The sequence below is a fragment of the Aeromonas sp. R7-2 genome (genome assembly GCF_040908105.1).
GTDB classification, from domain to species: Bacteria; Pseudomonadota; Gammaproteobacteria; order Enterobacterales; family Aeromonadaceae; genus Aeromonas; species Aeromonas caviae.
Map to the genome: position 1 here is coordinate 122,134 of NZ_JBFODC010000003.1, position 23,972 is coordinate 146,105.

General features: G+C 63.2%; 22 protein-coding genes. 6 read left to right on the plus strand and 16 right to left on the minus strand.

All coding sequences use genetic code 11. The features are described 5' to 3' along the window. Window positions 1-57: 57 nt before the first annotated feature. From ilvD to ilvG, 4 genes are all read right to left on the minus strand, one after another. A complete protein-coding gene (gene ilvD, locus AB5Y47_RS00570) occupies window positions 58-1,899 on the minus strand; it encodes a dihydroxy-acid dehydratase (protein ID WP_043153414.1) in 1,842 nt (613 codons plus the stop codon). 146 nt (window positions 1,900-2,045) lie between these two features. Continuing rightward, entirely contained in the window at window positions 2,046-2,990 is a 945-nt protein-coding gene (locus tag AB5Y47_RS00575; RefSeq protein ID WP_039039680.1) for a branched-chain amino acid transaminase, read from the minus strand. A 12-nt stretch (window positions 2,991-3,002) separates the two neighbouring features. Then, complete coding sequence (ilvM, locus tag AB5Y47_RS00580) at window positions 3,003-3,260, minus strand: acetolactate synthase 2 small subunit (RefSeq protein ID WP_010676086.1); 258 nt, start codon at window positions 3,258-3,260, stop codon at window positions 3,003-3,005. Then, window positions 3,257-4,903, minus strand: a complete 1,647-nt coding sequence (gene ilvG / locus AB5Y47_RS00585; RefSeq protein ID WP_041211990.1) for an acetolactate synthase 2 catalytic subunit — start codon at window positions 4,901-4,903, stop codon at window positions 3,257-3,259. The genes ilvM and ilvG overlap by 4 nt, the downstream gene beginning before the upstream one ends. A gap of 384 nt (window positions 4,904-5,287) precedes the next feature. On the opposite strand from ilvG, the gene AB5Y47_RS00590 reads away from it, so the two are divergent. The 3 genes from AB5Y47_RS00590 to AB5Y47_RS00600 all read left to right on the plus strand — a co-directional run bounded on the left by AB5Y47_RS00590 (window position 5,288) and on the right by AB5Y47_RS00600 (window position 8,801). Further along, on the plus strand, window positions 5,288-6,805 hold the full coding sequence (locus AB5Y47_RS00590; protein WP_052815775.1) for a YifB family Mg chelatase-like AAA ATPase: 1,518 nt from the start codon (window positions 5,288-5,290) through the stop codon (window positions 6,803-6,805). 132 nt (window positions 6,806-6,937) lie between these two features. Continuing rightward, window positions 6,938-7,837: an acyltransferase gene (locus AB5Y47_RS00595; protein WP_201888815.1), complete on the plus strand. Its 900-nt coding sequence runs from the start codon at window positions 6,938-6,940 to the stop codon at window positions 7,835-7,837. A gap of 7 nt (window positions 7,838-7,844) precedes the next feature. Further along, window positions 7,845-8,801, plus strand: a complete 957-nt coding sequence (locus AB5Y47_RS00600; RefSeq protein ID WP_323952964.1) for an acyltransferase — start codon at window positions 7,845-7,847, stop codon at window positions 8,799-8,801. Here AB5Y47_RS00600 and AB5Y47_RS00605 read toward each other — a convergent pair. Both AB5Y47_RS00605 and AB5Y47_RS00610 read right to left on the minus strand, forming a co-directional pair. Further along, the gene (locus AB5Y47_RS00605) at window positions 8,747-9,232 is read right to left on the minus strand and encodes a DUF523 domain-containing protein (protein WP_368219596.1); all 486 of its coding nucleotides are present in this window, start codon (window positions 9,230-9,232) and stop codon (window positions 8,747-8,749) included. The two genes, AB5Y47_RS00600 and AB5Y47_RS00605, sit on opposite strands and share 55 nt — an antisense overlap. A 76-nt stretch (window positions 9,233-9,308) precedes the next feature. Further along, window positions 9,309-9,959: a DNA mismatch repair protein MutT gene (locus AB5Y47_RS00610; RefSeq protein ID WP_049636082.1), complete on the minus strand. Its 651-nt coding sequence runs from the start codon at window positions 9,957-9,959 to the stop codon at window positions 9,309-9,311. Between the two features lie 74 nt (window positions 9,960-10,033). On the opposite strand from AB5Y47_RS00610, the gene AB5Y47_RS00615 reads away from it, so the two are divergent. Together AB5Y47_RS00615 and pncB are read left to right on the plus strand one after the other, a co-directional pair. Further along, window positions 10,034-10,669 (plus strand): nicotinamidase, encoded by a 636-nt coding sequence (locus AB5Y47_RS00615; RefSeq protein WP_041214225.1) that lies wholly within the window; start codon window positions 10,034-10,036, stop codon window positions 10,667-10,669. A 101-nt stretch (window positions 10,670-10,770) separates the two neighbouring features. Further along, a complete protein-coding gene (pncB, locus tag AB5Y47_RS00620; RefSeq protein WP_049636083.1) occupies window positions 10,771-11,949 on the plus strand; it encodes a nicotinate phosphoribosyltransferase in 1,179 nt (392 codons plus the stop codon). Between the two features lie 74 nt (window positions 11,950-12,023). Here pncB and AB5Y47_RS00625 read toward each other — a convergent pair whose 3' ends face one another. The 9 genes from AB5Y47_RS00625 to rph form a co-directional block, all read right to left on the minus strand. Further along, complete coding sequence (locus AB5Y47_RS00625) at window positions 12,024-12,632, minus strand: thiol:disulfide interchange protein DsbA/DsbL (protein ID WP_010676095.1); 609 nt, start codon at window positions 12,630-12,632, stop codon at window positions 12,024-12,026. 209 nt (window positions 12,633-12,841) lie between these two features. Continuing rightward, entirely contained in the window at window positions 12,842-13,831 is a 990-nt protein-coding gene (locus AB5Y47_RS00630) for a serine/threonine protein kinase (RefSeq protein ID WP_049636084.1), read from the minus strand. Between the two features lie 74 nt (window positions 13,832-13,905). Beyond that, the gene (gene ccoG / locus AB5Y47_RS00635; RefSeq protein ID WP_010676097.1) at window positions 13,906-15,354 is read right to left on the minus strand and encodes a cytochrome c oxidase accessory protein CcoG; all 1,449 of its coding nucleotides are present in this window, start codon (window positions 15,352-15,354) and stop codon (window positions 13,906-13,908) included. Window positions 15,355-15,551: 197 nt separating this feature from the next. Next, complete coding sequence (locus AB5Y47_RS00640) at window positions 15,552-15,815, minus strand: YihD family protein (RefSeq protein ID WP_010676098.1); 264 nt, start codon at window positions 15,813-15,815, stop codon at window positions 15,552-15,554. Between the two features lie 30 nt (window positions 15,816-15,845). After that, window positions 15,846-17,000: a diguanylate cyclase gene (locus AB5Y47_RS00645; protein WP_039039690.1), complete on the minus strand. Its 1,155-nt coding sequence runs from the start codon at window positions 16,998-17,000 to the stop codon at window positions 15,846-15,848. Window positions 17,001-17,153: 153 nt separating this feature from the next. Beyond that, window positions 17,154-17,543 (minus strand): Cu(I)-responsive transcriptional regulator, encoded by a 390-nt coding sequence (gene cueR, locus AB5Y47_RS00650; protein WP_010676100.1) that lies wholly within the window; start codon window positions 17,541-17,543, stop codon window positions 17,154-17,156. Continuing rightward, on the minus strand, window positions 17,540-19,969 hold the full coding sequence (locus AB5Y47_RS00655) for a heavy metal translocating P-type ATPase (RefSeq protein ID WP_368219599.1): 2,430 nt from the start codon (window positions 19,967-19,969) through the stop codon (window positions 17,540-17,542). The genes cueR and AB5Y47_RS00655 overlap by 4 nt, the downstream gene beginning before the upstream one ends. A 179-nt stretch (window positions 19,970-20,148) precedes the next feature. Beyond that, on the minus strand, window positions 20,149-20,802 hold the full coding sequence (pyrE, locus tag AB5Y47_RS00660) for an orotate phosphoribosyltransferase (RefSeq protein WP_010676102.1): 654 nt from the start codon (window positions 20,800-20,802) through the stop codon (window positions 20,149-20,151). A gap of 341 nt (window positions 20,803-21,143) precedes the next feature. Beyond that, the gene (rph, locus tag AB5Y47_RS00665) at window positions 21,144-21,860 is read right to left on the minus strand and encodes a ribonuclease PH (RefSeq protein ID WP_223953809.1); all 717 of its coding nucleotides are present in this window, start codon (window positions 21,858-21,860) and stop codon (window positions 21,144-21,146) included. Between the two features lie 146 nt (window positions 21,861-22,006). Here rph and AB5Y47_RS00670 point away from each other — a divergent pair, with 146 nt between their 5' ends. Beyond that, window positions 22,007-22,870 carry a YicC/YloC family endoribonuclease gene (locus AB5Y47_RS00670; protein ID WP_010676104.1) on the plus strand — a complete coding sequence of 288 codons (864 nt, stop codon included), beginning with the start codon at window positions 22,007-22,009 and terminating at the stop codon, window positions 22,868-22,870. Between the two features lie 183 nt (window positions 22,871-23,053). On the opposite strand, the gene AB5Y47_RS00675 is transcribed toward AB5Y47_RS00670, so the two are convergent. Then, entirely contained in the window at window positions 23,054-23,932 is an 879-nt protein-coding gene (locus AB5Y47_RS00675; protein WP_049636086.1) for a DMT family transporter, read from the minus strand. Window positions 23,933-23,972 lie beyond the last annotated feature (40 nt).

The window sequence follows — 23,972 nt, forward strand, 5'->3', positions numbered from 1 at the left end:
ACCCCCGTCTCGTGGCGAAGGGCGTGCAATGCGCCCATATCATGACAGTTCATCCTCTCACTCCCCCAGCAGGGTGCGATCGCGCACCGCGCCCTTGTCGGCGCTGGTGGCGAACATGGCGTAGGCACGCAGGGCAAAGGAGACCTCGCGCTGACGATCGACCGGCTTCCAGCCACGGGCAGAGACGGCGGCGCGACGAGCAGCCAGCACGCTGTCGGCCACCTCCAGCACCATGCTGCGGGCCGGGATGTCGATGTTGATGATGTCGCCATCCTCCACCAGACCGATAGTGCCACCGGAGGCCGCCTCCGGGGAGACATGGCCAATGGAGAGACCCGAGGTGCCGCCGGAGAAGCGACCGTCGGTGATGAGGGCACACGCCTTGCCCAATCCCATCGACTTGAGATAGGTGGTGGGATAGAGCATCTCCTGCATGCCGGGGCCCCCTTTCGGGCCTTCGTAGCGGATCACCACCACTTCACCGGCTTTCACCGTGCCGTCCAGAATGCCGCTCACCGCGCTCTCCTGGCTCTCGAATACCCGGGCCGGGCCGCGGAAGGTGAGGTTCTCCTCGTCCACCCCGGCGGTCTTGACGATGGCCCCGTTGAGGGCGAGGTTGCCAGCGAGGACCGCCAGGCCACCTTCCTGGCTGTAGGCGTGATCGAAGGAGCGGATGCACCCCTCGGCGCGGTCCAGATCCAGCTCGGGCCAGCGGCAATCCTGACTGAACGCCTTGGTGGTACGGATGCCGGCAGGACCTGCACGGTAGAAGTCGTGAACCCCCTTGTCATTGCTGCGGCTGACGTCATATTCAGCCAGCAGCTCCACCAGGGAGGTGCCCAGCACGTTGCGGGTATCGCCGTGCACCAGGCCCGCTTTTTCCAGCTGACCCAGGATGGCGACCACGCCGCCGGCGCGGTGCACGTCTTCCATGTGGTACTTCTGGGTGGAGGGCGCCACCTTGCAAAGCTGGGGCACCTTGCGGGACATGCGGTCGATATCGGCCATGGTGAAGTCGACACCCGCCTCCTGGGCTGCCGCCAGCAGGTGCAGCACGGTATTGGTGGAGCCGCCCATGGCGATGTCGAGCGCCATGGCGTTCTCGAACGCCGCCTTGGTGGCGATGTTGCGCGGCAGTGCCGAGGCATCGTCCTGCTCATACCAGCGCTTGGCCAGAGTGACGATGCGCTGGCCCGCCAGCTTGAACAGCTGCTCGCGATCGGCGTGGGTCGCCAGCAGGGAGCCGTTGCCCGGCTGGGAGAGACCCAGTGCCTCGGTCAGGCAGTTCATGGAGTTGGCGGTGAACATGCCGGAGCAGGAGCCGCAGGTGGGGCAGGCGCTGCGCTCGATCTGATCGCTCTGTGCATCGGAGACCTTGGGGTCGGCGCCCTGGATCATGGCGTCCACCAGATCCAGCTTGATGATCTGGTCGGAGAGCTTGGTCTTGCCCGCTTCCATGGGGCCGCCGGAGACGAAGATCACCGGGATGTTGATGCGCAGGGCAGCCATCAGCATCCCCGGGGTGATCTTGTCGCAGTTGGAGATGCAGACCATGGCGTCGGCACAGTGGGCGTTGACCATGTACTCCACCGAGTCGGCGATGAGCTCCCGGGACGGCAGGGAATAGAGCATGCCACCGTGGCCCATGGCGATGCCGTCATCCACGGCGATGGTGTTGAACTCCTTCGCGACCCCGCCAGCCGCCTCGATTTCGCGGGCGACCAGTTGGCCCAGATCCTTGAGGTGGACGTGGCCCGGCACGAACTGGGTGAAAGAGTTGACCACGGCGATGATGGGCTTGCCGAAATCCTGATCGGTCATGCCGGTGGCACGCCAGAGGGCGCGGGCCCCGGCCATGTTACGTCCGTGGGTGGTGGTGGCGGATCTCAACTTCGGCATTGTCTCTACTCCCTGAATGCCCCTGGGGCGCATTGTCTTTCAACATGAATGTGTGATTCGCGGATCGGGAATCGATCCTGGTGAAGGCACCTCGGGGAGCCTTCACCGGAAGCGACTCGGGGAGGCGTGACGCCTCCCCGCTATCATCAGTCGTTGACCGGCGTCAGCCAGCCCCACTTGTCTTCGGTCTTGCCGTTGAACAGGCCGAAGAAGGCGTTCTGCAACTGCTCGGTCACCGGGCCACGGCAACCGGCGCCCACCTTCATCCGATCCACCGAGCGCACCGGGGTCACCTCGGCCGCCGTGCCGGTCATGAAGATTTCGTCTGCGACGTACAGCGCCTCACGGGGCAGCGCCTGCTCGCGCACCTCGTAACCCAAGTCGCGCGCCAGCGTCATGATGGTGTCGCGGGTGATGCCGGGCAGGATGGCGGCAGTGGCGGGCGGGGTGAACAGCACGCCGTTCTTCACCAGAAACAGGTTCTCCCCCGCCCCTTCGCTCAGGTAGCCGTTCACGTCCAGCGCCAGCCCCTCGGCGAAGCCGTTGCGCTTGGCCTCGCGGCTGATGAGCTGGGAAGAGAGATAGTTGCCCCCCGCCTTGGCACCGGTCGGGATGGTGTTGGGAGCGAGCCGGTTCCAGGAGGTGACGCACACATCTACCCCGTTTTTCAGCCCCTCTTCTCCGAGGTAGGCGCCCCAGGGCAGGGCCGCGACCATGAGGTCGGCCTTGGCATCCAGCGGCGGATGCAGCCCCAGCCCCACGTTGCCGACAAAGGCCAGCGGGCGCAGGTAGCCGCTCTTCAGGCCGTTCTCGCGCACCACGGTGCGGCAGGCTTCATTCACCTCAGACTCGCTGTAGGGGACGTCCATCCAGTAGATCTTGGCGGAGTCGAACAGGCGGCGGGTGTGCTCCTGCAGGCGGAAGATGCAGGTCCCCTTGGGAGTGTCATAGGCCCGCACCCCCTCGAACACCGAGGAGCCGTAGTGCAGGGCATGGCTCATGACATGCACCTGGGCATCCTGCCAGGGGACCAGCTTGCCGTTGAACCAGATGTATTGGGGGTGGGCGGCGGATTGGGAAGGCTGTGACATTGGCTTGGCTCCTTAAGCTCTGATCCGGGGTTGCTGTTCCAGTGCATCGACCCGGGAGACATCCACCAGCTTGACCAGCTGGCTCCACAACTGCTGGATGGGACGTACCGATTCGACAGTAACCGTGATCCGCAGCTGTTGGCAATCCTGCTCCATGTTGAGGGCGCAGAGATTGAAACCGCGGTGACGGACCACCCGCAGCACCCGTTCCATCACTTCGGGTCTGGGTTGGGCATGGATTTCCAGGGTGCTGGTATTGAGCTGGTTCATGGGCGTTGCTCCATCATCTTGTGGTTGGCGACTCCTGGCGGAACCAGGGGCCAGACATTTTCTTCCTCTGAAATAGCCACATGCAGCAGATAGGCACTCTCGCTCGCCAGCAGGCGATCCAGTGCCGGACCTATCTCTTCCTTGCATGTGATGGTCTCGCCGGGAATGCCGAAGGCGGCAGCCAGGGCGACGAAATCGGGGTTGTCGGACAGATTGGTCTCGCTGTAGCGACCGTCGAAGAACAGCTCCTGCCATTGGCGCACCATGCCGAGGCGCTGGTTGTCCAGCAGCACCATCTTCACCTTGAGCCGGGCCCGGCGGATGGTGCCGAGCTCCTGCACGTTCATCATGAAGGAGCCGTCCCCGCTCACCAGCACCACCTCGTCATCGGGGCGCGACATCTTGGCGCCGATGGCGGCGGGCAGGCCGAAGCCCATGGTGCCGAGGCCGGCACTGGAGAGGTGGTTGCGCGGGCTGGTGAAACGCATGTGCTGGGCCACCCACATCTGGTGCTGACCCACGTCGCAGGCCACCACGCTGGTGTCAGGCAGCTGGCTTGAAAGCTCTTTGAGCAGGGCCGGGGCGTAGATGGCCTGACCCGGATGGTCGTAGCGGAAGGCGTATTCCCGAGCCATGGTGGCGCAGTGCTCGCGCCAGGGGTCGAGGGTCAGCGTCATCGCCAGGGCGGGCAGCACACGCTTGAGATCCGTGGTGATCCCCACATCGGCGGCGCGGCGCTTGCCGAACTCGGCGGCGTCCACATCCAGGTGGATCACCTTCGCCTCGGGGGCAAATTCCTCCAGCTTGCCGGTCACCCGATCATCGAAACGGGCGCCTACCACCACCAGCAGATCGCACTGCTGTACCGCCAGGTTGGCGGCCTTGGTACCGTGCATGCCGAGCATGCCCAGATAAACGGGGCTGTCGGGGTCGAGGGCACCTATCCCCTTGAGGGTGGTGACCGCCGGCATCCCCGTGGTGGCGGCAAAGTCGCGCAGCTGCTGCTCGGCATTGGCCATGCCCACCCCGCCGCCGACGTAGAGTACCGGACGCTCAGCTCCGGCCAGCAGGGTACGGGCGACCGTCAGTTCGGCCGGATTCAGGGGGTCGGGTTCCTCCACGGCAAACAGCGGGCTTTGAGAGGGAACGGCGGCCAGTTGCACATCCTTGGGCAGGTCGATGAGCACGGGGCCTGGACGCCCTTCGGTGGCGATGGCGAAGGCTTCGGCAATGACCCGTCCCAGATCCGCCGGGTCCGTCACCATGAAGGAGTGCTTGGTGCAGGAGAGGGACATGCCGAGCACGTCCACTTCCTGAAAGGCATCGGTACCGACGGCGGCGCAGGGCACCTGGCCGCTGATGGCCACCAGCGGTACAGAGTCGAGCAGTGCCTCCGCGAGGCCGGTGACCAGGTTGGTGGCGCCGGGGCCAGAGGTGGCGATGCAGACCCCCACCTGACCGGAAGCGCGGGCATAACCCACCGCAGCCATGGCGGCACCCTGCTCGTGGCGGCAGAGCTGATGGGCCAGGCCACCGTCATACAGGGCGTCGTAGACCGGCATGATGGCCCCGCCCGGGTAACCAAATACCTGGGTCACACCCTGTTTTTTGAGAGCCTGTACCAAAAACTGCGCGCCGTTCATGTGGAAAATCCTGTCCTTTGGTCGAAAAAAAACCCCCGGGCCGTGAGGCTCGGGGGTCGCTTGTTTCGTTCTGTCCGGTGGTGGGTCTATCCCTTGTTCCGTGCAGCCAAACGAGCCCCGAGCGGTGAGATAATAATCACCACTAGGACCACAATAATGCTGACGAAACGGGAGGCCATGTTCATAGTTACAACCGGAAATCCTGTGAAATGGGAGCGGAGCTTGCCGCGAATGGCTATTAGAACTAGCACGGTGATTTTTATTGGGCAAGCACTTTTTACCTGACAAGACTCTGATTTTTACTGCTCTGAAACCTGACGACTGGAACAAAAAACTAATAAAAAACGGTTAACCAGCATATACATCAAACCAAGGACGGTATTTATGTCATTAGCTGTTGTTTATAGCCGTGCCAGCCTGGGGATAGCGGCGCCGCAAGTCACGGTGGAGGTGCACCTCTCCAACGGCCTGCCCGCCTTCAACATGGTGGGGTTGCCGGAAACCTCGGTGAAAGAGTCGCGGGATCGGGTGCGCAGCGCCCTGCTCAACGGCAATTTCGAATTTCCGGCCAAGCACATCACGGTCAACCTGGCACCTGCGGATCTGCCCAAAGAGGGGGGCCGCTTCGACCTGGCCATCGCCATCGGCATTCTCGCCGCATCCAAGCAGATACCCGCAAAATACCTGCTAGATCACGAATTTTTAGGGGAATTGGCCCTGACCGGCGAGATCCGCCCCGTGCTTGGGGTGCTCCCCTCGGTGCTCGCCTGCCGCGACGCGGGGCGCACCCTGCTGGTCCCACGGGAGAACGGTCCGGAGGCTTCCCTCATACAGGATGCCGAGGTGCGCACCGCCCACCAGCTGCTGGCGGTCACCGCCTGGCTGGCGGGCCAGTACGAACTACCGCTGCCGGAACCCCAGAGCGCGGAGACCCTGCCCGACGTGCCGGATCTACAGGACGTGATCGGTCAGTCCCAGGCGAAGCGGGCGCTGGAGATCGCCGCAGCCGGCAGCCACAACCTGCTGTTCATCGGCCCCCCCGGCACCGGCAAGAGCATGTTGGCCAGCCGTCTGCCCGGCATTCTGCCGCCGCTCAGCGAACAAGAAGCGCAGCAGACCGCCGCCATCCACTCCATCGGCGGCCTCACCCCCCGCGCGGGCCACTGGCACCACAGGCCGTATCGCACGCCCCATCACAGCGCCTCGGCGGTGGCGCTGGTGGGCGGGGGTACCCATCCCAGGCCTGGCGAAATTTCCCTCGCCCACAACGGGGTACTGTTTCTGGATGAACTGCCGGAGTTCGAGCGCAAGGTGCTCGACTCCCTTCGCGAGCCGCTGGAGACCGGGCACATCACCATCAGTCGTGCCGCCCGCCAGGTGGATTTTCCCGCCCGCTTCCAGCTGGTGGGTGCCATGAATCCCAGCCCCTGCGGCCATTATGGCGACGGCCAGACCCGCTCCAGCCCGGATCAGATCCTGCGCTATCTGGGCAAGCTCTCCGGCCCCTTTCTCGATCGGTTCGATCTGACGGTAGAGGTCCCGCTCTTGCCCAGGGGGAGCCTGACCGGCAAGGCGGAGCGGGGGGAATCGAGCCAGCAGATACGCGAACGGGTGCTGGGGGCGCGAGAGCGCATGCTGAGTCGCAGCGGAAAACTCAACAATCTGCTGGATAGTCGTGAAATCGAAGATGTTTGCAGATTATCGCCACAGGATGCCGAGTTTCTGGAGGGTGCAATCCAGAAGCTGGGGCTCAGCATCCGGGCCTGGCACCGCATCCTGCGGGTATCGCGCACCATCGCCGATCTGGCGGGACACGCCACCATCGAGAGAGCGCATCTGATCGAAGCCCTGGGCTATCGTGCCATGGACAGGCTGTTGTCACGGCTGCGCGGGGGCCAGTGAGCGGGGGAACGGCAGCAGCCACCTCCCGACCCGGAAAGGGCGCCACCATGGTCTAGTCGTGGGCCGGCTGATATTATGGCCACAGATCTGACCACTTGGTTGCCATCCACCGATACGAAGACGGATTCCACCATGCCCAACAAGCTGATAGAGCGACTGCGCGGCAGCCTCTCGACCCTGCTCTATTTCATCAACACCCTGTTCTGGTTTGTCCCCGTCCTGCTGCTTGGCCTCATCAAGCTGCTGCTGCCCTTCAAGGGGGGGCGACGTCTCTGCAACACGCTCCTGGACGGCTGCGCCACCCACTGGATAGGTTTTAACAATCTGATCCAGAAAACCATCATCAACACCCCTTTCGATGTGGTCGGAGTGGACAAAGGGCGCCGGAATGAGTGGTATATGGTGATTGCCAACCATCAATCCTGGGTCGACATACTGGTACTGCAGCGGATTTTTAATCAAAAAATCCCCTTCCTGAAGTTTTTCCTCAAGAAAGAACTGATTTGGGTACCTTTTCTCGGCCTGGCCTGGTGGGCGCTGGATTTTCCCTTCATGCGGCGATATTCGCGCAAGTTGCTGGAAAAGAAGCCGCATCTGAAGGGAAAAGACATAGAGACCACGCGCCAGGCCTGTGCCAAGTTCCGCCATATGCCGGTGAGTGTGATGAACTTCGTGGAAGGGACCCGCTTCACCGTCGGCAAGCACGACAAGCAAGGGGCACCCTATCGTCATCTGCTGCACCCGAGAGCAGGGGGCATCGCCTTCACCCTGGCGGCCATGGGGGATCAACTGCACAAGCTGGTGGATGTGACCATCGCCTATCCCGGCGGCGTCCCCAGCTACTGGGACTTCATGTGCGGTCGGGTCAAGGAGATCAAGGTTCGGGTCCGCTTTCTGCCGATCGAACGCAATCTGGTGGGGGATTACTTCAATGACCCCGAGTTCCAACAAGAGTTTCAACAGTGGTTGAACGGGATCTGGCATGAGAAGGACCAGACTCTGGATAAGCTGCTGGCGGACAAGACGCAGTAAGACACTCATGCCAAACCTGCTCCCGGGCCCCCTGGTGCTGTTCATCAGCGCCGGCCTGACCATACTGTTTACCGCCCTGTGTGCCAGCCTGATCCTGCTGGTTTCTCTGGCCAAACTGCTGCTGCCCGTGCCGGCCTTTGGTCGCGCCTGCAGCCGGCTCAACAATCGCTTCATGGGCCTGTGGCTCGGTTGCAACGCCCTGGTGATCCGCCTCACTACCCGCATCGACTGGCAGATTGAGGACAATACCCGGCTGCGCAAGGATGGCTGGTATCTCATCATCAGCAACCACATGAGCTGGACCGATATCGTGGTGCTCGGCCACCTGTTTCGCAATCGGCTGCCGGTGCCCAAGTTCTTCATGAAGCACGAGCTCATTTACATCCCGCTGCTGGGGCTCGCCTGCTGGGGGCTGGACATGCCCTTTATGCGCCGCTATTCGAGAGAGTTTCTGTTAAGAAATCCGCATCTGCGGGGCAAGGATATCGAGACCACCCGCAACGCCTGCGAGAAGTTTCGCCACATTCCCACCACCGTCATCAACTTCGTGGAGGGGACCCGCTTCACCGATCAGAAGCGCGAGGCCACCCGCTCCCGCTATCGCCACCTCATGCCCCCCAAGGCGGCAGGACTCGCCTTCACCCTGGCAGCCATGGGCGATCAGTTCGACAGCCTGATCAACGTCACCATCAGCTACCCGGACAACCCCGACACCCCCTTCAAGGATTTCCTGATGGGGAAGATGAAGCGCATCCGGGTGCGGATCGAGGAGCTGCCGGTGGACGAGCAACTGGTGGGGGATTACTTCAACGACAAGCAGTTCAAACGCGGTTTCCAGGAGTGGCTGAACGCACGCTGGAAGGAAAAAGACGACGTGCTGGCGCAGTGGCAGGCGGCCGATGCGGCGGCTCAGACCGATCCGCAGGCAGCCAAGGCGAGCGCCGAGGCCAGCTCGGGCAGCTGATCCTCGCTGAACACCGCGATGCCATGGCGGCGCAGCAAAGCCGTGGTCTTGCCCTCTCCTGCCAGTGAACCCCCTTCGAAGCGGCCATTGTAGATGCGGCCGCTGCCGCAGGAGGGGCTCCCCTCCTTCAGAAGGGCGAAGCGAATGTCCTGCTGCTGACAGAGGGCCAGCGCAAGGGCGGCGCCCCGATCGAACTCCTCCGTCACATCCAGCCCGCTTTCGGTAACCACCCGCTCCCCCTGGCGCTCGGCAGGGGGGCGTGGCGTCGGCAGGCCACCCGCCACCTCGGGGCAGAAGGCCAGTACCCGCCCCTCGGCTCCCAGCGCCTGCAGCCAGTCGCTGACAATCCCCTTGCTCTGGCCGTCGTAACGCACTGGCTGCCCCAGCAGACAGGCACTCACCAGCACCTTGTGCATTCCCGTCTCTCCCATGTTTTCACTTCCTGTGTGAGGTGCCAGTGCACCAGACCCGCTATGGGGCAACAATCCGGCTTTCGCAGACATCAGCTTATGCTTCCGCACCGTGCATGACCTGATCGAACATGACGCAGCAGGGGGTCTCCAGCCGATAGAGGATGGCGGGACGTTGCTTGCCGGTGCGCTTGCGCCCTGTGTCCACCAGGATGTCGGCACGGTGGAGCCGCTTGCGAAAGGCGGCCGTGTTCATGGGGGTCTGCAGGACGATCTCGAACGCCCGTTGCACCTCGGAGAGGGTGAATTCTGCCCCCAGCAGATGCAGCGGCAGGGTGCTGTAACGGCTCTTGATGCGCAGCCGCTCCAGCCCCATGGCGACCAGCTTGCCGTGATCGAAGGCGAGTTGCAGGCCGGGCAGATCGTCCAGAGGATGCCAGCGACCGCGCACCGCCCCCCCATCGGGATCCGCCAGACAGAGATAGACGAGGGTGGTGGACCAGCCGCGGGGATCCCGCTCCAGGTTGCCGAGGGTACAGACCTGCTCGCTGTAGCAGTGCTCCAGCCCCCACTCTGCCAACAGGCGATGGCGAGCCGCGTCCAGATCCCGATCCCGGGCCTCGTCGATGCGCAGGGCCGGCAACTGCCAGCAGTGGGCAAAGGGGGGGCGATCCCGGGTCTCGAGAAGCAGCTCGAGCCGCTCCTCGCGCAACCGCAGCACCACCATATCCAGACTCATTCTCGGCATCCTGGTCGACCTGCTCGCCTTCTAATAATGTTTGGTAGATAATATCACAAGAATATTATGTGAAGGAGCCATCCATGGGAATCATCGCCAGCCTGGATATTGATGCGCAGAAGGGATTCACCCCCCTCTGCCCGAACGAGCTGCCCGTCGCTGGCGGGGATACCATAGTAGCGGCGCTCAATGCCCAGGCTGCCCTCGCCACCCTGCGAGCCGGCAGCAAGGATGCCCACCCCGCGAACGCCCCCTGGGTGGTGACCGAACCCGGCGCCATGTTGCAACCCCTTGCACTGGCGAATGCCGATCTCACCTGGCCGGCCCACTGCGTGCCCGGCACACCTGGGTTCGAGCTGCTCGACGGCCTGCCCGCCCCCATCGACTACGACTTCTTCGTCTGGAAGGGGGTCGAGCCGGACCTGCATCCCTATGGCGCCTGCTATCACGACCTGGCGGAGCGGCGCAGCACCGGGCTCATCGAGTTTCTGCAAGCCCGCGGCGTCACTACCGTGCTGGTCGGCGGTCTCGCCACCGACTACTGCGTCAAGACCAGCGTGCTGCAACTGCGTCGCGCCGGTTTCCGGGTCATCGTCCACCTCGACGCCTGCCGCGGCATCGCCCCCGAGACAATCGACCAGGCCCGCACCCGGATGATCGAGGCCGGCGCCGAGCTGGCCCAGACCCTGGCCGACATTCAACGCCTGCTGGATGCCTGACATGCCTTCCATTTTCCACTGCCCACCCGACACCGGCGCCCACCCGTCACAGATGCAGCCAGAGTGCGTTGCCCGCGCAGCACTCATCACAGGAGCCTGATATGCCTCCCATCCTCCACAGCCTGCTCGACACCGATGCCTACAAGCTGCACATGCAGCAGGCGGTGTTCCATCGCTATCCGGATGCCGACGTCGTCGCCGAGTTCCACAGCCGCAACGAAGAAGATCTGCTGCCCATGATGGGCCAGATCGAGGAACAACTGCGCCTCGCCGGCTCCCTGCGCCTGACCCGGTCCGAACTCGACTTCCTGGCCGAACGCCCCTTCTTCACGCCCGACTACCTGGACCACCTGCGCCGCAAGCCGCTGGACGCCTCCCTGCTCAAGGTGTTCGAGCAGAATGGCCGCATCAATGTGCGGGTCGAAGGCCCCTGGCAGGACGTGATCCTGTGGGAGATCCCGGTGCTCGCCATCATCAGCGAGATGCGTAACCGCTTCCGTTATCCCCAGTTCGGTGTCAGCCAGGCACTGGAGCGGCTCGATCAGAAGATCGACAAGCTGGAACGGGAACTGAGCCGGGAGGAGATGAGCGAGTTCAACCTCATCGACTTCGGCACCCGTCGCCGCTTCTCCCTCGCGGTACAAGACGCCGTGGTGGGTCGCCTCAAGGAGCGGCTGCCGGCGTTTCGCGGCACCAGCAACTACCTGCTGGCCCAGAAGTACCGGTTGCCCGCGGTGGGCACCCAGGCCCACGAGTGGTTCCAGGCCCACCAGCAGCTCGGCTTCCCGCTGGAGCTCAGCCAGCGCGCCGCCCTCACCAGCTGGCTGGACGAATTCACCAACCACCTCGGTATCGCGCTCACCGACTGCATCACCATGGATGCTTTCCTGCGTGACTTCGACTTCGAGCTGGCGAGCCGCTACCAGGGGCTGCGCCACGACTCCGGCGATCCCGTGGTGTGGGGCGAGAAAGCCATCAGCCACTATCAGCGGCTCGGCATCGACCCTGCCGAGAAGACACTGGTCTTCTCCGACGGGCTCAACCTCGACAAGGCCGTCGAGCTGCTGCGCCACTTCCGCGGCCGCATCAACACCAGCTTCGGCATCGGCACCAAGCTCACCTGCGATCTGCCCGGCGTCAGCCCGATGAACATCGTGTTCAAGCTGATGGAGTGCAACGGCGGCCCGGTCGCCAAGATCTCCGACAGCCCGGGCAAGACCCTCTGCCGGGATGCGGACTTCATTCGCAACCTCAAACAGGCCTTCCACGTCGGGGTCTGAGTCAGGCCCGCGAGACGCCAAACAAAAAGCCCGCCGGTTTGCACCGGCGGGCTTTTGTATCGACTCAGGAATGATCAGTCCTTCTTGGCCAGCAGGAATTTCACCAGCTGGTTGAACTGCTCCTGGGAAGTGATGGATTCAATCTTCACCATGTACTTGCCGTTGACCAGAAAGGCCGGCACACCGCGCACATTGTAGCTCTCGGTGTTGCGATCGAACTGGGAGACCATGCCGGAGACGGCGAAGCTGTCGACGGCACCGTCGAACTCCTCGGCCGGCACGCCATTGTCCACGAAGACCTGCTTCACGTCGGCGCGGCTCTGGGGGATCTGGCGCTGGGTGTGGATCTTGTCGAAGATGGCCGGGGTCAGCTTGCCTTCCACGTTCAGCAGATTGGCGACGGCGTAGGCACGCTGCATCTCGGGACCCATTTCACGGCCCAGGAAGGCCACCGGGTTCTTCTTCATCGGCACGCCTTCCGGCAGGCTCTTCTTCAGATCCTCGGCAATCGGCTCGAACTTGGCGCAGTGCGGGCAGAAATAGGAGAAGAACTCCATCACTTCCGGCTGGGCGCTGCCGGTCTGGCTGACCACGTCATAGTTGACACCTTCCTTGAATTGCGGGGCGGCGTGAACCATGGGGATCATCAGCATGGCAGCGAGGAAAAATAGTACTTTTTTCATGACGTTTCCTGTTAAGGGATCACTGTGAGGCACGCCCGGCGAACCGAAGCAGTCCAAGCCTATTGCCTCACCCTCGTGCCGTCAATGGCAAAGGCAGACAGGCGGGACCGCCATCCCGCCTCCCACGGGCACCTTGCCGCTGTGGCAATGGTGCGGGCAACACCACCAGCGGACGCCCCGTGGTGTGGCGATCTGCCGGGTTCACGCCCCTACCACTGCGGCATCAGGCTGAGCGGCGGGGCCTTCAATGCCTCGAGCTGATCATGCAGGGTCGCAATCTGCTGGCGCCAGTAGTGTTCGGTGTTGAACCAGGAGAAGTGGCGGGGGAAGGCGGGATCTTCCCAGCGTCTTGCCAGCCAGGCCATGTAGTGGACGATGCGCATTGCACGCAGCGGCTCGATGAGCGCCAGCTCCCGCGGGTCGAACTCCATGAACTCCTCATACCCCGCCAGCAGGGTATCGAGCTGGATCTGCTGCTCATGACGCTCCCCGTTCAGCATCATCCAGAGATCCTGGATGGCAGGGCCGGTGCGGCAATCGTCGAGGTCGACAAACAGGGGGCCGTCACGCCACAGGATGTTGCCCGGGTGGCAGTCCCCATGCAGGGAGATGCGCGCCACATCCAGGGTCATGGCGTCGCATACGTGCCGGATCAGCTCGTCCAGCACCCCGAAGAAGGACTTGGCCAGCCCGCTCGGCAACCACTCGCCTGCCGCCAGCAACTGACGCGGCTCGTGCAGCATGCTCTCCACATCGAGCCGTACCCGGTGATGAAAGGCATGGCTGGCACCGACGCTGTGGATGCGACCGAGGTAACGCCCCACCCACTCCAGCTGGTCCAGGTTGTCCACCTCGAACTGACGCCCCCCGACGCTCTGCCAGATGGCAAACGGGTAGCCCTGATGCTCCAGCAGGGTCTCGCCGGCAAAGGCAATGGGAGCGGCGACCGGGATCTCAGTTTCACAGAGGTGAGCGGCAAACGCGTGCTCTTCCAGGATCTGGGCCCGGCTCCAGCGACCGGGGCGGTAGAACTTCACCACGTAGCGACGGCGATCCTCATCCTGAAACTGATAGACGCGGTTCTCGTAACTGTTGAGCTCGATAAGGCCGGAGTCGATGCGCAAGCCGCTGAGATCGATGGCATCCATGATGAGATCGGGATTGAGGTCGGAATAGTTGAAACGCATGTCATCCACCATAGAAAAGGGGCGCTGTTGCGCCCCATTCTATCACCACTGTCTGCCGTTGCCGTGCATGGCGGTGCGCCTTGCCGTCACAACCTGCTGATAAACTTGCTCGGTTGGCGCAAGGTCCCCTTGCTGTCATCCGGCGCCGCACCTTCCCGCTTGAGCACGAACTGGACGTCCAGAGTGGGGCGCTTCAGGTTGAAGGGATCCACCGCCAGACTCACCGGCAGGGTATAGATCTCGCCCGCCTTCAGGGTCACCTCGCGAGGACCGAACCACTGGTACTCCGGCAGCCCTTCCACGTCCAGCCGGTAGGTCTGGGAGTTCAGGGTCTTGTTGAGGATCTTCAGGGTATAGGTGTTTTCGATGAGCCCTTCACTGTTTTCCCGGAACAGCTGGTTGCGATCCCGCAGGATGTCGAGCCCCATGGGCATGATGGACATGGCGTTATAGACGAAGACCCCCAGCATGACGACCATCACCAGGCCATAGCCAATCAGCTTGGGCCGCGCCACCTGGGTTTCACTGTGGGCCAGCTTGTGCTCGGTGGTGTAACTGATGAGCCCTTTCGGATACCCCATCCGCTCCATGGTCTGGTCGCAGGCGTCGACACAGGCGCCGCAGTTGATGCACTCGTACTGCAGACCGTCACGGATGTCGATACCGGTCGGGCAGACCTGCACGCAGAGGTCGCAGTCGATGCAGTCCCCCAGCCCCAGAGCCTTGGGATCGGCCTTGCGACCACGGGCGCCGCGGGTCTCGCCACGCTGGCTGTCATAGCCGACGATGTAGGTGTCCTTGTCGAACATGGCGGACTGGAAGCGGGCATAGGGGCACATGTGGATACACATGATGGCGCGCATCCAGCCGGCGTTGCCATAGGTGCAGGCGGCAAAGAACAGCACCCAGAAGATGACCCAGCCTCCCGCCTGCAGGGTGAAGAAATCGGGTACCAGGTGGAAGACATCCTGGAAGTAGGCGACGAAGGTCAGCCCCGTGCCCAGCGACAGCAGGATCCAAGCCAGGTGCTTGGCGCCCTTACGGGCCAGCTTCTCGCCGCTCCAGGGCGCCGCATCCAGCTTGCGACGCTTGTTGGCGGCCCCTTCCAGCTTCTCCTCGAACCAGATGAACAGGAAGGTCCACACCGTCTGGGGACAGAGGTAGCCGCACCAGACCCGGCCCAGGAAGGTGGTCACAAAGAAGAGGGCGAAGGCCGCGATCATGAAGACCCAGGCCAGCAGGGTGAGATCCTGCGGCCAGATGGTGGCACCGAAGATATGGAACTGCTGGTGCTCCAGATCGAACAGCACCGCCTGACGGCCGTCATAACGCAGCCAGGGCAGGAGGACAAAGAGCGCGACGAAGAACCAGCCCATGGCCTTGCGCACCCGCTGCCAGTAGCCGGTCTGGGAGCGGACATAGATGCGGTTGCCGGGGTTGAACCTGTCATCTCCCGCCTTGAAGGTGTTGGGATTGAAAGTCCCGGTGACGTCACCGGTCACATCCTTGATGTCGATCTTGTCCTTGTCGGCCATTGCAACACATCGCTCCACTCATATTGTTATGAAAGCGATTATATCTTAAACAACCTGCTAATTGTGTGGGTTAAATGTATCTATAGTTCGAGTCCCGTCGCAATTTCAGGCAACAAAAAAGGCCCATAGCCAGTTGACTATGCGCCTTTTCACAGATTCTCTTGAAACCTTTCTCTGATGGCGATGTGACGCCCGGATTACTTGATGCCGCGGGCCTTGAGCAGGGCTTCCTTGAAGTCGGGCACGTGATCCTTGGCCAGCCCCGGGATCATCGCCTGCTTGTCGGATTCCCGCATCTTGAGGTGGTAGATCAGCATGTCGTCGGTCAGTGCGGACAGCGGACCGTCAAATCCCGCTTCCTCGGCCAGTTTGGCAACAAACTGCACCAGGCTGAGATCCTGCTCCTTGATCCAGGCAGGCTGCAGCAGTTCCAGCAGCTCTTCGATACGATGACATTGCATAGACGACCTCTTTAATCTGTCTTGTGAAACTCAGGCAACCTTACCCATCAAGGCTACTTCGATACGATCCCGGCCATTATGCTTGGCCTGATAGAGCGCCGCATCCGCTTTCTGGATAAGCTCGGCAATGGAGTGATGCTGATCCGGCACCAGGGTCGCCACCCCGAAGCTGCAACTGACCCGCCCCGAGACCCGGGATTTGTGGTGGGGAATGCCGAGGGCTCGCAACGAGGTACGCACCTGCTCGGCGATCTGCATGGCCCCCTGCAAGGTGGTGCAGGGCAGCAGCAGGGCGAACTCCTCTCCGCCGTAACGGGCAGCGAGATCGTCTTCCCGCCGCAGCACTTCGGCCAGCAGGCTCGCCACCTGTTGCAGGCACTGGTCCCCCACCTGATGACCATAGTGATCATTGAACTGCTTGAAGTAGTCCACATCCACCAGCACCAGAGAGAGAGGCGCCCTGGCACGGTGGCAGCGACGCCAGGCGCGCGCCAGGGAGTCGTCGAGATGGGCCCGGTTGGCGATGCCGGTCAGACCGTCGAGGCGGGACGTGAGCTTGAGGTGCTCGGAGACCGCCTTCAGCTCGGCCACCAGATCCGCATTGGAAAAACTGTGGTAGAGAGAGGCCACCTGATCCCGCCGCAGGCGCCGCAGCAGGGTCGGCAGAAAGACGAACAGATACCCCGCCAGCATGCAGGAGACGATACGCTCCTGGGTGTTGCCGCCACTGAGCTCGAACAACATGGCAAACCCGAGGGGCAGCACGGCCCCATAGAGGGTACGACGGCTGCCGAACAGCATGATGGCGCTGCCGGTCAGGATCAGGCTGGAGAGCATCATCATGGCGGCACGATAGGTGTCGGGCAGCTTGTCCATGTAGAGCAGCACGCCCAGTGCCCAGACGATGGAGGTGATGGTCACCCCGACAAAGAGCTCGCGCTCGAGCACCGGCAGCGGAAGCTCCGCCAGCCTGGGCTGGCGCCAGCGCAGATGCCACCAGCGCCCCAGCAACAGCAGCAGGACCAGACCGAGCCAGCCCAGCGACTCGCTGGCCGGCAGGTAATCGTGGAACAGCAGGCTCCAGCTGATCGCCAGCAGCCCCAGGCAAGGCAGGCTGAAGGAGGCATGGGTATAGAGCTGGACCATGATGGCCCGCCGCACCTGATATTTCACACTCTGTGTCAACTGGGTACTCCCTGTACAAGAGCCGCACAGTTTAACACTCCCCTTTCCTGCTCAACAATCAATCGACCGCTATTAAGCTGCCACTCAGCGCGTCCTCTCCCGCACAGGCCCCGACAGACCCTTTTCTGCAGGGTCGAATGGCGCAGCCCTCCCTCACCCTTTCTCCAGCTCGTCGAGGATGGGACACTGGGGATTCGCATCTCCGTGACAGCAGCTCACCACCTCCTCGAGGGCGCTGAGCATGGCTTGCAAACCGGCGATGCGGGAGCGCAGATCGACGATTTTCTCCTGGGCCAGCTTCTTCACCTGGGCACTGGTTCTGTGCTCGTCCCGATAGAGCGCCAGCAGCTCCTGACACTCCTCCAGATTGAAGCCGGTCTCCCGCGCCCGCTTGACGAAGCGCAGCTCCCGCAGGGAGGCATCCGTATAACTGCGATACCCGTTGTCGCTGCGGACCGGCGACGAGATGAGGCCGATGCTCTCGTAGTAGCGGATGGTCTTGGCGGTCAGGCCGGTGGCCTTGGCGACCTTGCTGATGTTCATGAATGACTCCTTTGGGATTCAGATGCACGCAGGCTGCCCGCCCGGGGCTGCCAGCGCTTCAATAACAGGGAATTGCTCAAGACGGTGATGCTGCTAAGGGCCATGGCCGCCCCCGCCAGCTCGGGGCTGAGGTAACCCAGCGCCGCCAGCGGAATACCGATGATGTTGAACACGAAGGCCCAGAACAGATTCTGCTGGATGGTGCGCCAGGTGGCCGCCGAGATGTCGATGGCATCGGCCACCAGCCGCGGGTCGGATCGCATGAGAGTGATGGAGGCGGTCTCCATCGTCACGTCGGAGCCGGAGCCCATGGCGATACCCACATCCGCCGCCGCCAGCGCCGGGGCGTCGTTTACGCCGTCTCCCACCATGGCGACCAGCCCGCTGGTTTGCGCCCGCAGCGCCTCGACTTTTTCCACCTTGCCGGCTGGCAGCACGGAGTCAAAGGCCCCGTCCAGCCCCAGCTTGGCGGCGATATGGGCCACCGGCGCCGGTCCATCACCGCTCACCAGCCAGCTGGCGATGCCGCGCTGACGCAGGGTGGCGATGGCATCCGGACTCTCGGGGCGCAGGGTATCTGCCAGCGCCGCAATGCCAGCCACCACGCCGTCGATGGCCACCCAGACCCGGGTCGCGCCGTCGGCGGGTTGTTCATCGTGTTGTGACGGTTCAATACCGAGCTGGGCCAGCAGAGAGCCATTGCCGATGGCGACCCTATGGCCCGCCACCTGACCGACAATACCGGCACCGACCCGCACCTCGACGGCTTCCGGCTGGGGCAGCATCGCCTCTTTGCCGACCGCCTCGCGCATGGCCAGCGCCAGCGGGTGTTCGCTCGCCTGCTGCAGGGCGGCGGCCAGACGCAGCTGCTCGGCTGTGCCGCTCCAGCTCGCCAGCACGGGCCTGCCCTGAGTGAGCGTACCTGTCTTGTCGAAGATAAGCGCCTTGATGGCGTGGGCCTTCTGCAGGGTATCCACGTCTTTTATCAGAATGCCGTGGCGCGCCGCCACCCCGGTACCGGTGACGATGGCCGCCGGCGTCGCCAGCCCCAGCGCACAGGGACAGGCGATCACCAGCACGGCCACCGCCGCCAGCAGCGCCTGACCGAAGTCGCTGCTGATGGCGTACCACACCAGCAGGGTGAACAGGGCAATGGTCATCACCACCGGCACGAACACGGCAGAGACCTTGTCCACCAGCTGTTGCAGCGGCGCCTTGCCCATCTGGGCACTCTCCACCAGGGCGATGATCTTGCTGAGGCTGGAATCCTCCCCCACCGTAGTGGCTTCAATTTCCAGCACGCCGGAGCGGTTGATGGCACCGCCCAGCACCTTGTCGCCCTCACCGCGCGGCACCGGCAGGCTCTCGCCGGTGAGGATCGACTCGTCCAGCTCACTCTCACCGCTCACGATTCTGCCATCCACCGGTACCCGTTCCCCCACCAGCACCCGCAGCCTGTCGCCGCGCAGCACCTCGTCGATGGCGACGCTCTGCCAGCGCTCGCCGCGCCAGACGGTGGCGGTTTCCGGCCGCAGCGCCATCAACTCGCGAATGGCGGACTGGGTGCTGCGTCTGGCTCGCGCTTCCAGCAGTTTTCCGAGGGAAATCAGGGTAATGATGATGGCACTCGCCTCGAAGTAGAGTTGGCCACTGGCGGCCACCCCCAGATTAAGCAGCAGATAGAGGCTGTAGAAGTAGGCCGCACTGGTACCGGTCGCCACCAGCACATCCATGTTGGCGGAGCGGTTCTTGATGGCGAGCCAGGCGCCGCGATAGAAGCGGGCCCCAATCCAGAACTGCACCGGGGTGGCGAGCAGCAGCTCCAGCCAGGCGGGCAGATGCCAGGGGAACAACCCGGCCATGGCCAGCATCCCCGCCAGCAGCGGCAGGGTAAGCAAAGCCGAGACGATGACCCGGGTTTGCGCCTGACGGGCGCTGGCGGCCTCCTGCGCTTCCCGCTCCAGCAACTGCTGGCGGCGGCCGCTGGCCGAGCCCTGCGCCAGTTGGGCGCCAAAGCCGAGGGCCTCGATCTGCTCGCGCAGGGCCGCGGGCGTCTGCACCCCGGGTACCAGCACGATACGAGCCTGCTCGATGGAAAAGTTGACGTCGGCGGAGATGACGCCGGGCAGCGCCGCCAGCATCTTGTTCAGGCGGGCCGAGCAACCGGCACAGGTCATACCGGTGATTTGAAACAGGATGGTCTCACTGCCGTAGTCATAACCCTGCGCCTGGATGCTCTCCAGTACCGCCGGCAGACGGTCGGGGCTGGTCAGCTCGATGGCCGCCTGCTCCAGCGCGAAGTTGACGGTGGCCGATACCCCGTCGAGCTTGTTGAGGGCGGTCGTGATGCGGCCGGCGCAGTTGGCGCAGCTCATGCCGCTGAGCGGCAACTGCAGATGAATGGGTGATTGAAGATGAGTGGTCATGTTGTTCCTCCCAGGAACCCGTCGGCACCACAAAACGCCGACTGGCAAACCCTAACCTTTACTGTAAGGGTAAGCTCAAGCCACATGATCCACTTTTTGCAGATGAAAAAACGGCGCCCGTTTGCTGCCAGAGAACAAACGGGCGCCGCCTTCAACTATTGCGCGGTATGCGCGGCGACTCAGATACCGTACTGGGCGCGGTAAGCCTTCATGGCGGCCAGTTGCGCCGCCAGCTCCGGCTGTTCGGCCTGCTTCTCTTCCAGATACTGGATCAGATCGCTCATCTGGATGATGGCGATGATGTGGGCACCGTAGTCACGCTCCACTTCCTGAATGGCGGAGAGCTCGCCCTTGCCCTTCTCCTGACGGTCCAGCGCGATCAGCACGCCAGCCAAGGAGGCGCCGTTGGCCTGGATCAGATCCATGGATTCGCGGATGGCGGTGCCGGCAGTGATGACATCGTCCACCAGCATGATGCGCCCCTTGAGCGGGCTGCCCACCAGATTGCCACCCTCGCCGTGATCCTTGGCCTCCTTGCGGTTGAAGCACCAGGGCACGTCCACGTCGTGCTGCTCCACCAGCTGCACCGCGGTGGCGGAGGCGATGGGGATCCCCTTGTAGGCCGGGCCAAACAGCACGTCGAATTCGATGCCGGCATCCATCAGGGCGGCGGCATAGAAGCGGCCGAGACGGGCCAGATCGCGGCCGCTATTGAACAGGCCGGCGTTGAAGAAGTAGGGGCTTTTACGACCGGATTTCAGGGTAAATTCACCGAATTTGAGGACCTGTTTCTCCAGGGCGAACTCGATAAATTGACGCTGGTAGGCTTTCATTCTGGCTCCTTGCTTGGCTTGTCGTTTACTGGTGTGGGGGTATAAAAAAACGCGGTCAATGCCGCGTTTGCAGGATCTGTTGACGCTTCGTCACAGCCGCGACGGAGTCGGTTTTTGCGCAGAACTAGGCATGAGATGCGAAGTTTGGTAATCCAAACGAGGCATCGAATAACGACGTTATGCACAAAAACAGACCCGTCCCTACGGGTTGCGTGGCAAAGGATGCCATGCGTTGTTGCAGGACTTGCCAAGGGAATAACCATTGGCGGCATCCTGCGCCTAGCCTGGCATCCTTTGACACTGCAACGCGACTTGTGCCGAAACATCAACAGGTCCTGGTATCAGGAAAGTGACTGCTTCTGCAGCGCAATGATGTCGGCGATGCCGCCCTTGGCGAGGGCCAGCATCTCCAGCAGCTCCTCGTGGGTGAAGGGTTCGGCCTCCGCGGTGCCCTGCACCTCGATGATGCGACCATCTTCGGTCATCACCACGTTCATGTCGGTCTCGGCGGCGGAGTCTTCGATGTACTCCAGATCGCAGATGGCCTCCCCTTCGAACATACCGACGGAGACGGCCGCGATCATCTGCTTGAGCGGGCTCTGTTTGATCAGCCCCTTCTCCACCATCCAGTTCAGCGCATCCACCAGCGCCACGCAGGCACCGGTTATGGCGGCGGTACGGGTACCGCCGTCGGCTTGCAACACATCGCAGTCAACGGTAATGGTGTGCTCGCCCAGGGCACTCAAGTCTACCGCCGCGCGCAGGGAGCGGGCGATCAGACGGGAGATCTCCAGGGTGCGGCCGCTCTGCTTGCCGGAGGCCGCTTCGCGGTTCATCCGGGAGTGGGTCGAGCGCGGCAGCATGCCGTACTCGGCAGTGACCCACCCCTGCCCCTTGCCTTTGAGGAAGCGCGGCACGCTGGTGTCGACGCTGGCGGTGCAGAGCACACGGGTGTGGCCGAATTCCACCAGCACGGACCCTTCAGCATGCTTGGTGAAGTGGCGGGTGATGGTTACCGGACGCACCTGGGCGGCGCTGCGATCGCTGGGACGGGACATGGGACTGACCTCTGGGCTGGCTGAATTGGCGCAGGAGTATAAGCGATCGCTACTCAAATATCAGCCGCTAAAACCACCTCGTCGGCTGACGGAGCAGGCCTGGCTGAGTATACTGGCCGCACACTTCATCAAGCCCGGAACAATCAATGATTCACAGCATGACCGCCTACGCCCGCAAGGAACTCAAGGGCGACTGGGGCACAGCCGTTTGGGAAATTCGTTCGGTCAACCAGCGCTATCTGGAGACCTACATTCGCCTGCCGGAACAACTGCGCAGCCTGGAGCCGGTTCTGCGTGAGCGCTTCCGCGCCAAGCTGCAGCGCGGCAAGGTGGAGTGCAACCTGCGCTTCGAGGCCGCCCAGGCCGCTGCCAGCCAGCTGCACATCAATGAAGAGCTGGCGAAACTCATCATCGAGAGCGCCAACTGGGTGATGAAAGAGGCGGGCCAGGGTCAGCTCAACCCGGTGGACGTGCTGCGCTGGCCGGGCGTGATGGCTGCCGCCGAGCAGGACATGGACGTGGTCGCCACCGAGCTGATGGCCGGCTTCGACTTGACCATGGAAGACTTCCTCGCCTCCCGCGCCAGCGAAGGGGCCAACCTCAAGGCGCTGATCGAACAGCGTCTGGCCGGCATTCAGGTAGAAGTGAAGAAGGTGCGGGAGCACCTGCCGCAGATCATCGAGTGGCAGCGCCAGAAGCTCACCGACCGCCTGGCCGAGGCCAAGGTGGAGCTGGATCCTGCCCGCATCGAGCAGGAGATCGTGCTGCTGGCCCAGAAGATCGACGTGGCCGAAGAGCTGGATCGCCTGGAGATGCACATCAGCGAAACCAACAAGATCATGAAGAAGGGTGGCGCCTGCGGCCGTCGCCTCGACTTCATGATGCAGGAGTTCAACCGCGAGTCGAACACGCTGGGCTCCAAGTCGATCAACGCCGAGGTGACCCAGTCCGCCGTCGAGTTGAAAGTGCTCATCGAGCAGATGCGCGAGCAGATCCAGAACATCGAGTGATCCCCCTCATCGATGCACCAGCCCCCGCCACCCGGGGGCTTTTTTATGCTCGTTTCCCGCAGCGCTCAGCCGCTTGACTGATGGCAACCCCTAGCAAAGGGAGCCCGACATGTGCCATCACGCAAAGAGGGTCTGCCATGCAGACCCTCTCCTTCTTTTTGATCCATCCCCCGCCCGTGCAGGCTAGACCGGTGACTTCAGCCTTCGGCTGCGCAGCAGCAGGGGGAGCTGGTAGAGCACCAGGGCGCCCAGCACCAGGCCGGCGCCTGCCAGCTTGGCGGGGCCCAGCGGTTCGTCATAGAAGAGGGTGCTTAAGATCAGGGTCCAGACCGGTTCCAGCAGCATCAGCAGGGCGGCGTGGGCCGTGGTCATCCGGCTCAGGGCGTGGGTGAGCAGCCAGTAACGCAATGTGGTGGCGATCAGGACGCTGGCCGCAAACCAGCCCCAGATGCCAGTGCCGATGCTGGCGGGCCACTGCTCGGTCAGCAGGGAGAGCAGGGTGCCGAGCAGTCCGGTCACCGCCAACTGGATGCAGGTGAGCCAGGTGGGGGGGATGGACTGGGCGAAGTGGCGGTGCACCGCGAGCTGGACCCCCAGGGTGGCGGCCGCCGCCAGAAACCAGAACAGGGAGAGCGACACACCCCAGTGGGTGCTGCTGGAGAGCAGCAGCAGACCCGCGACGGCCACGGGCAGAGTCAGCCAGTAGTGGCGGCCGGGTCTGGCCTTGAAGGCGGCCCAGGCGGCGAGCGGCGCCATCAGGGTGGCCACGCTCATGATGAAGGCGCCACTGCCGAGCGCATCGCTCTGGCTGATGGCGGTAACCCAGAACAGCAGGCTGGCCCCGAGCAAGGTGCCGCACCCGGCGGCGCGCAGCAGCTGTGAGCCACTGGGGGGCGGCTCGCGCAACCAGGCGAGCGGCAACAGCAGCAGGGCGGCCAGCAGGAAGCGGCTGCCGATAAAGGCGGCGGTGGGCAGTTCGCGAATCGCCTCTTTCGAGAAGAGCCAGCCAGCGGCGGCCAGCAGGGTGACCAGTATCATCAACAGCAGGGGAGCGCGGTTCATCGGGGCATCACAGGGTCAGGGGCAAAGGGCAGAGCATAAA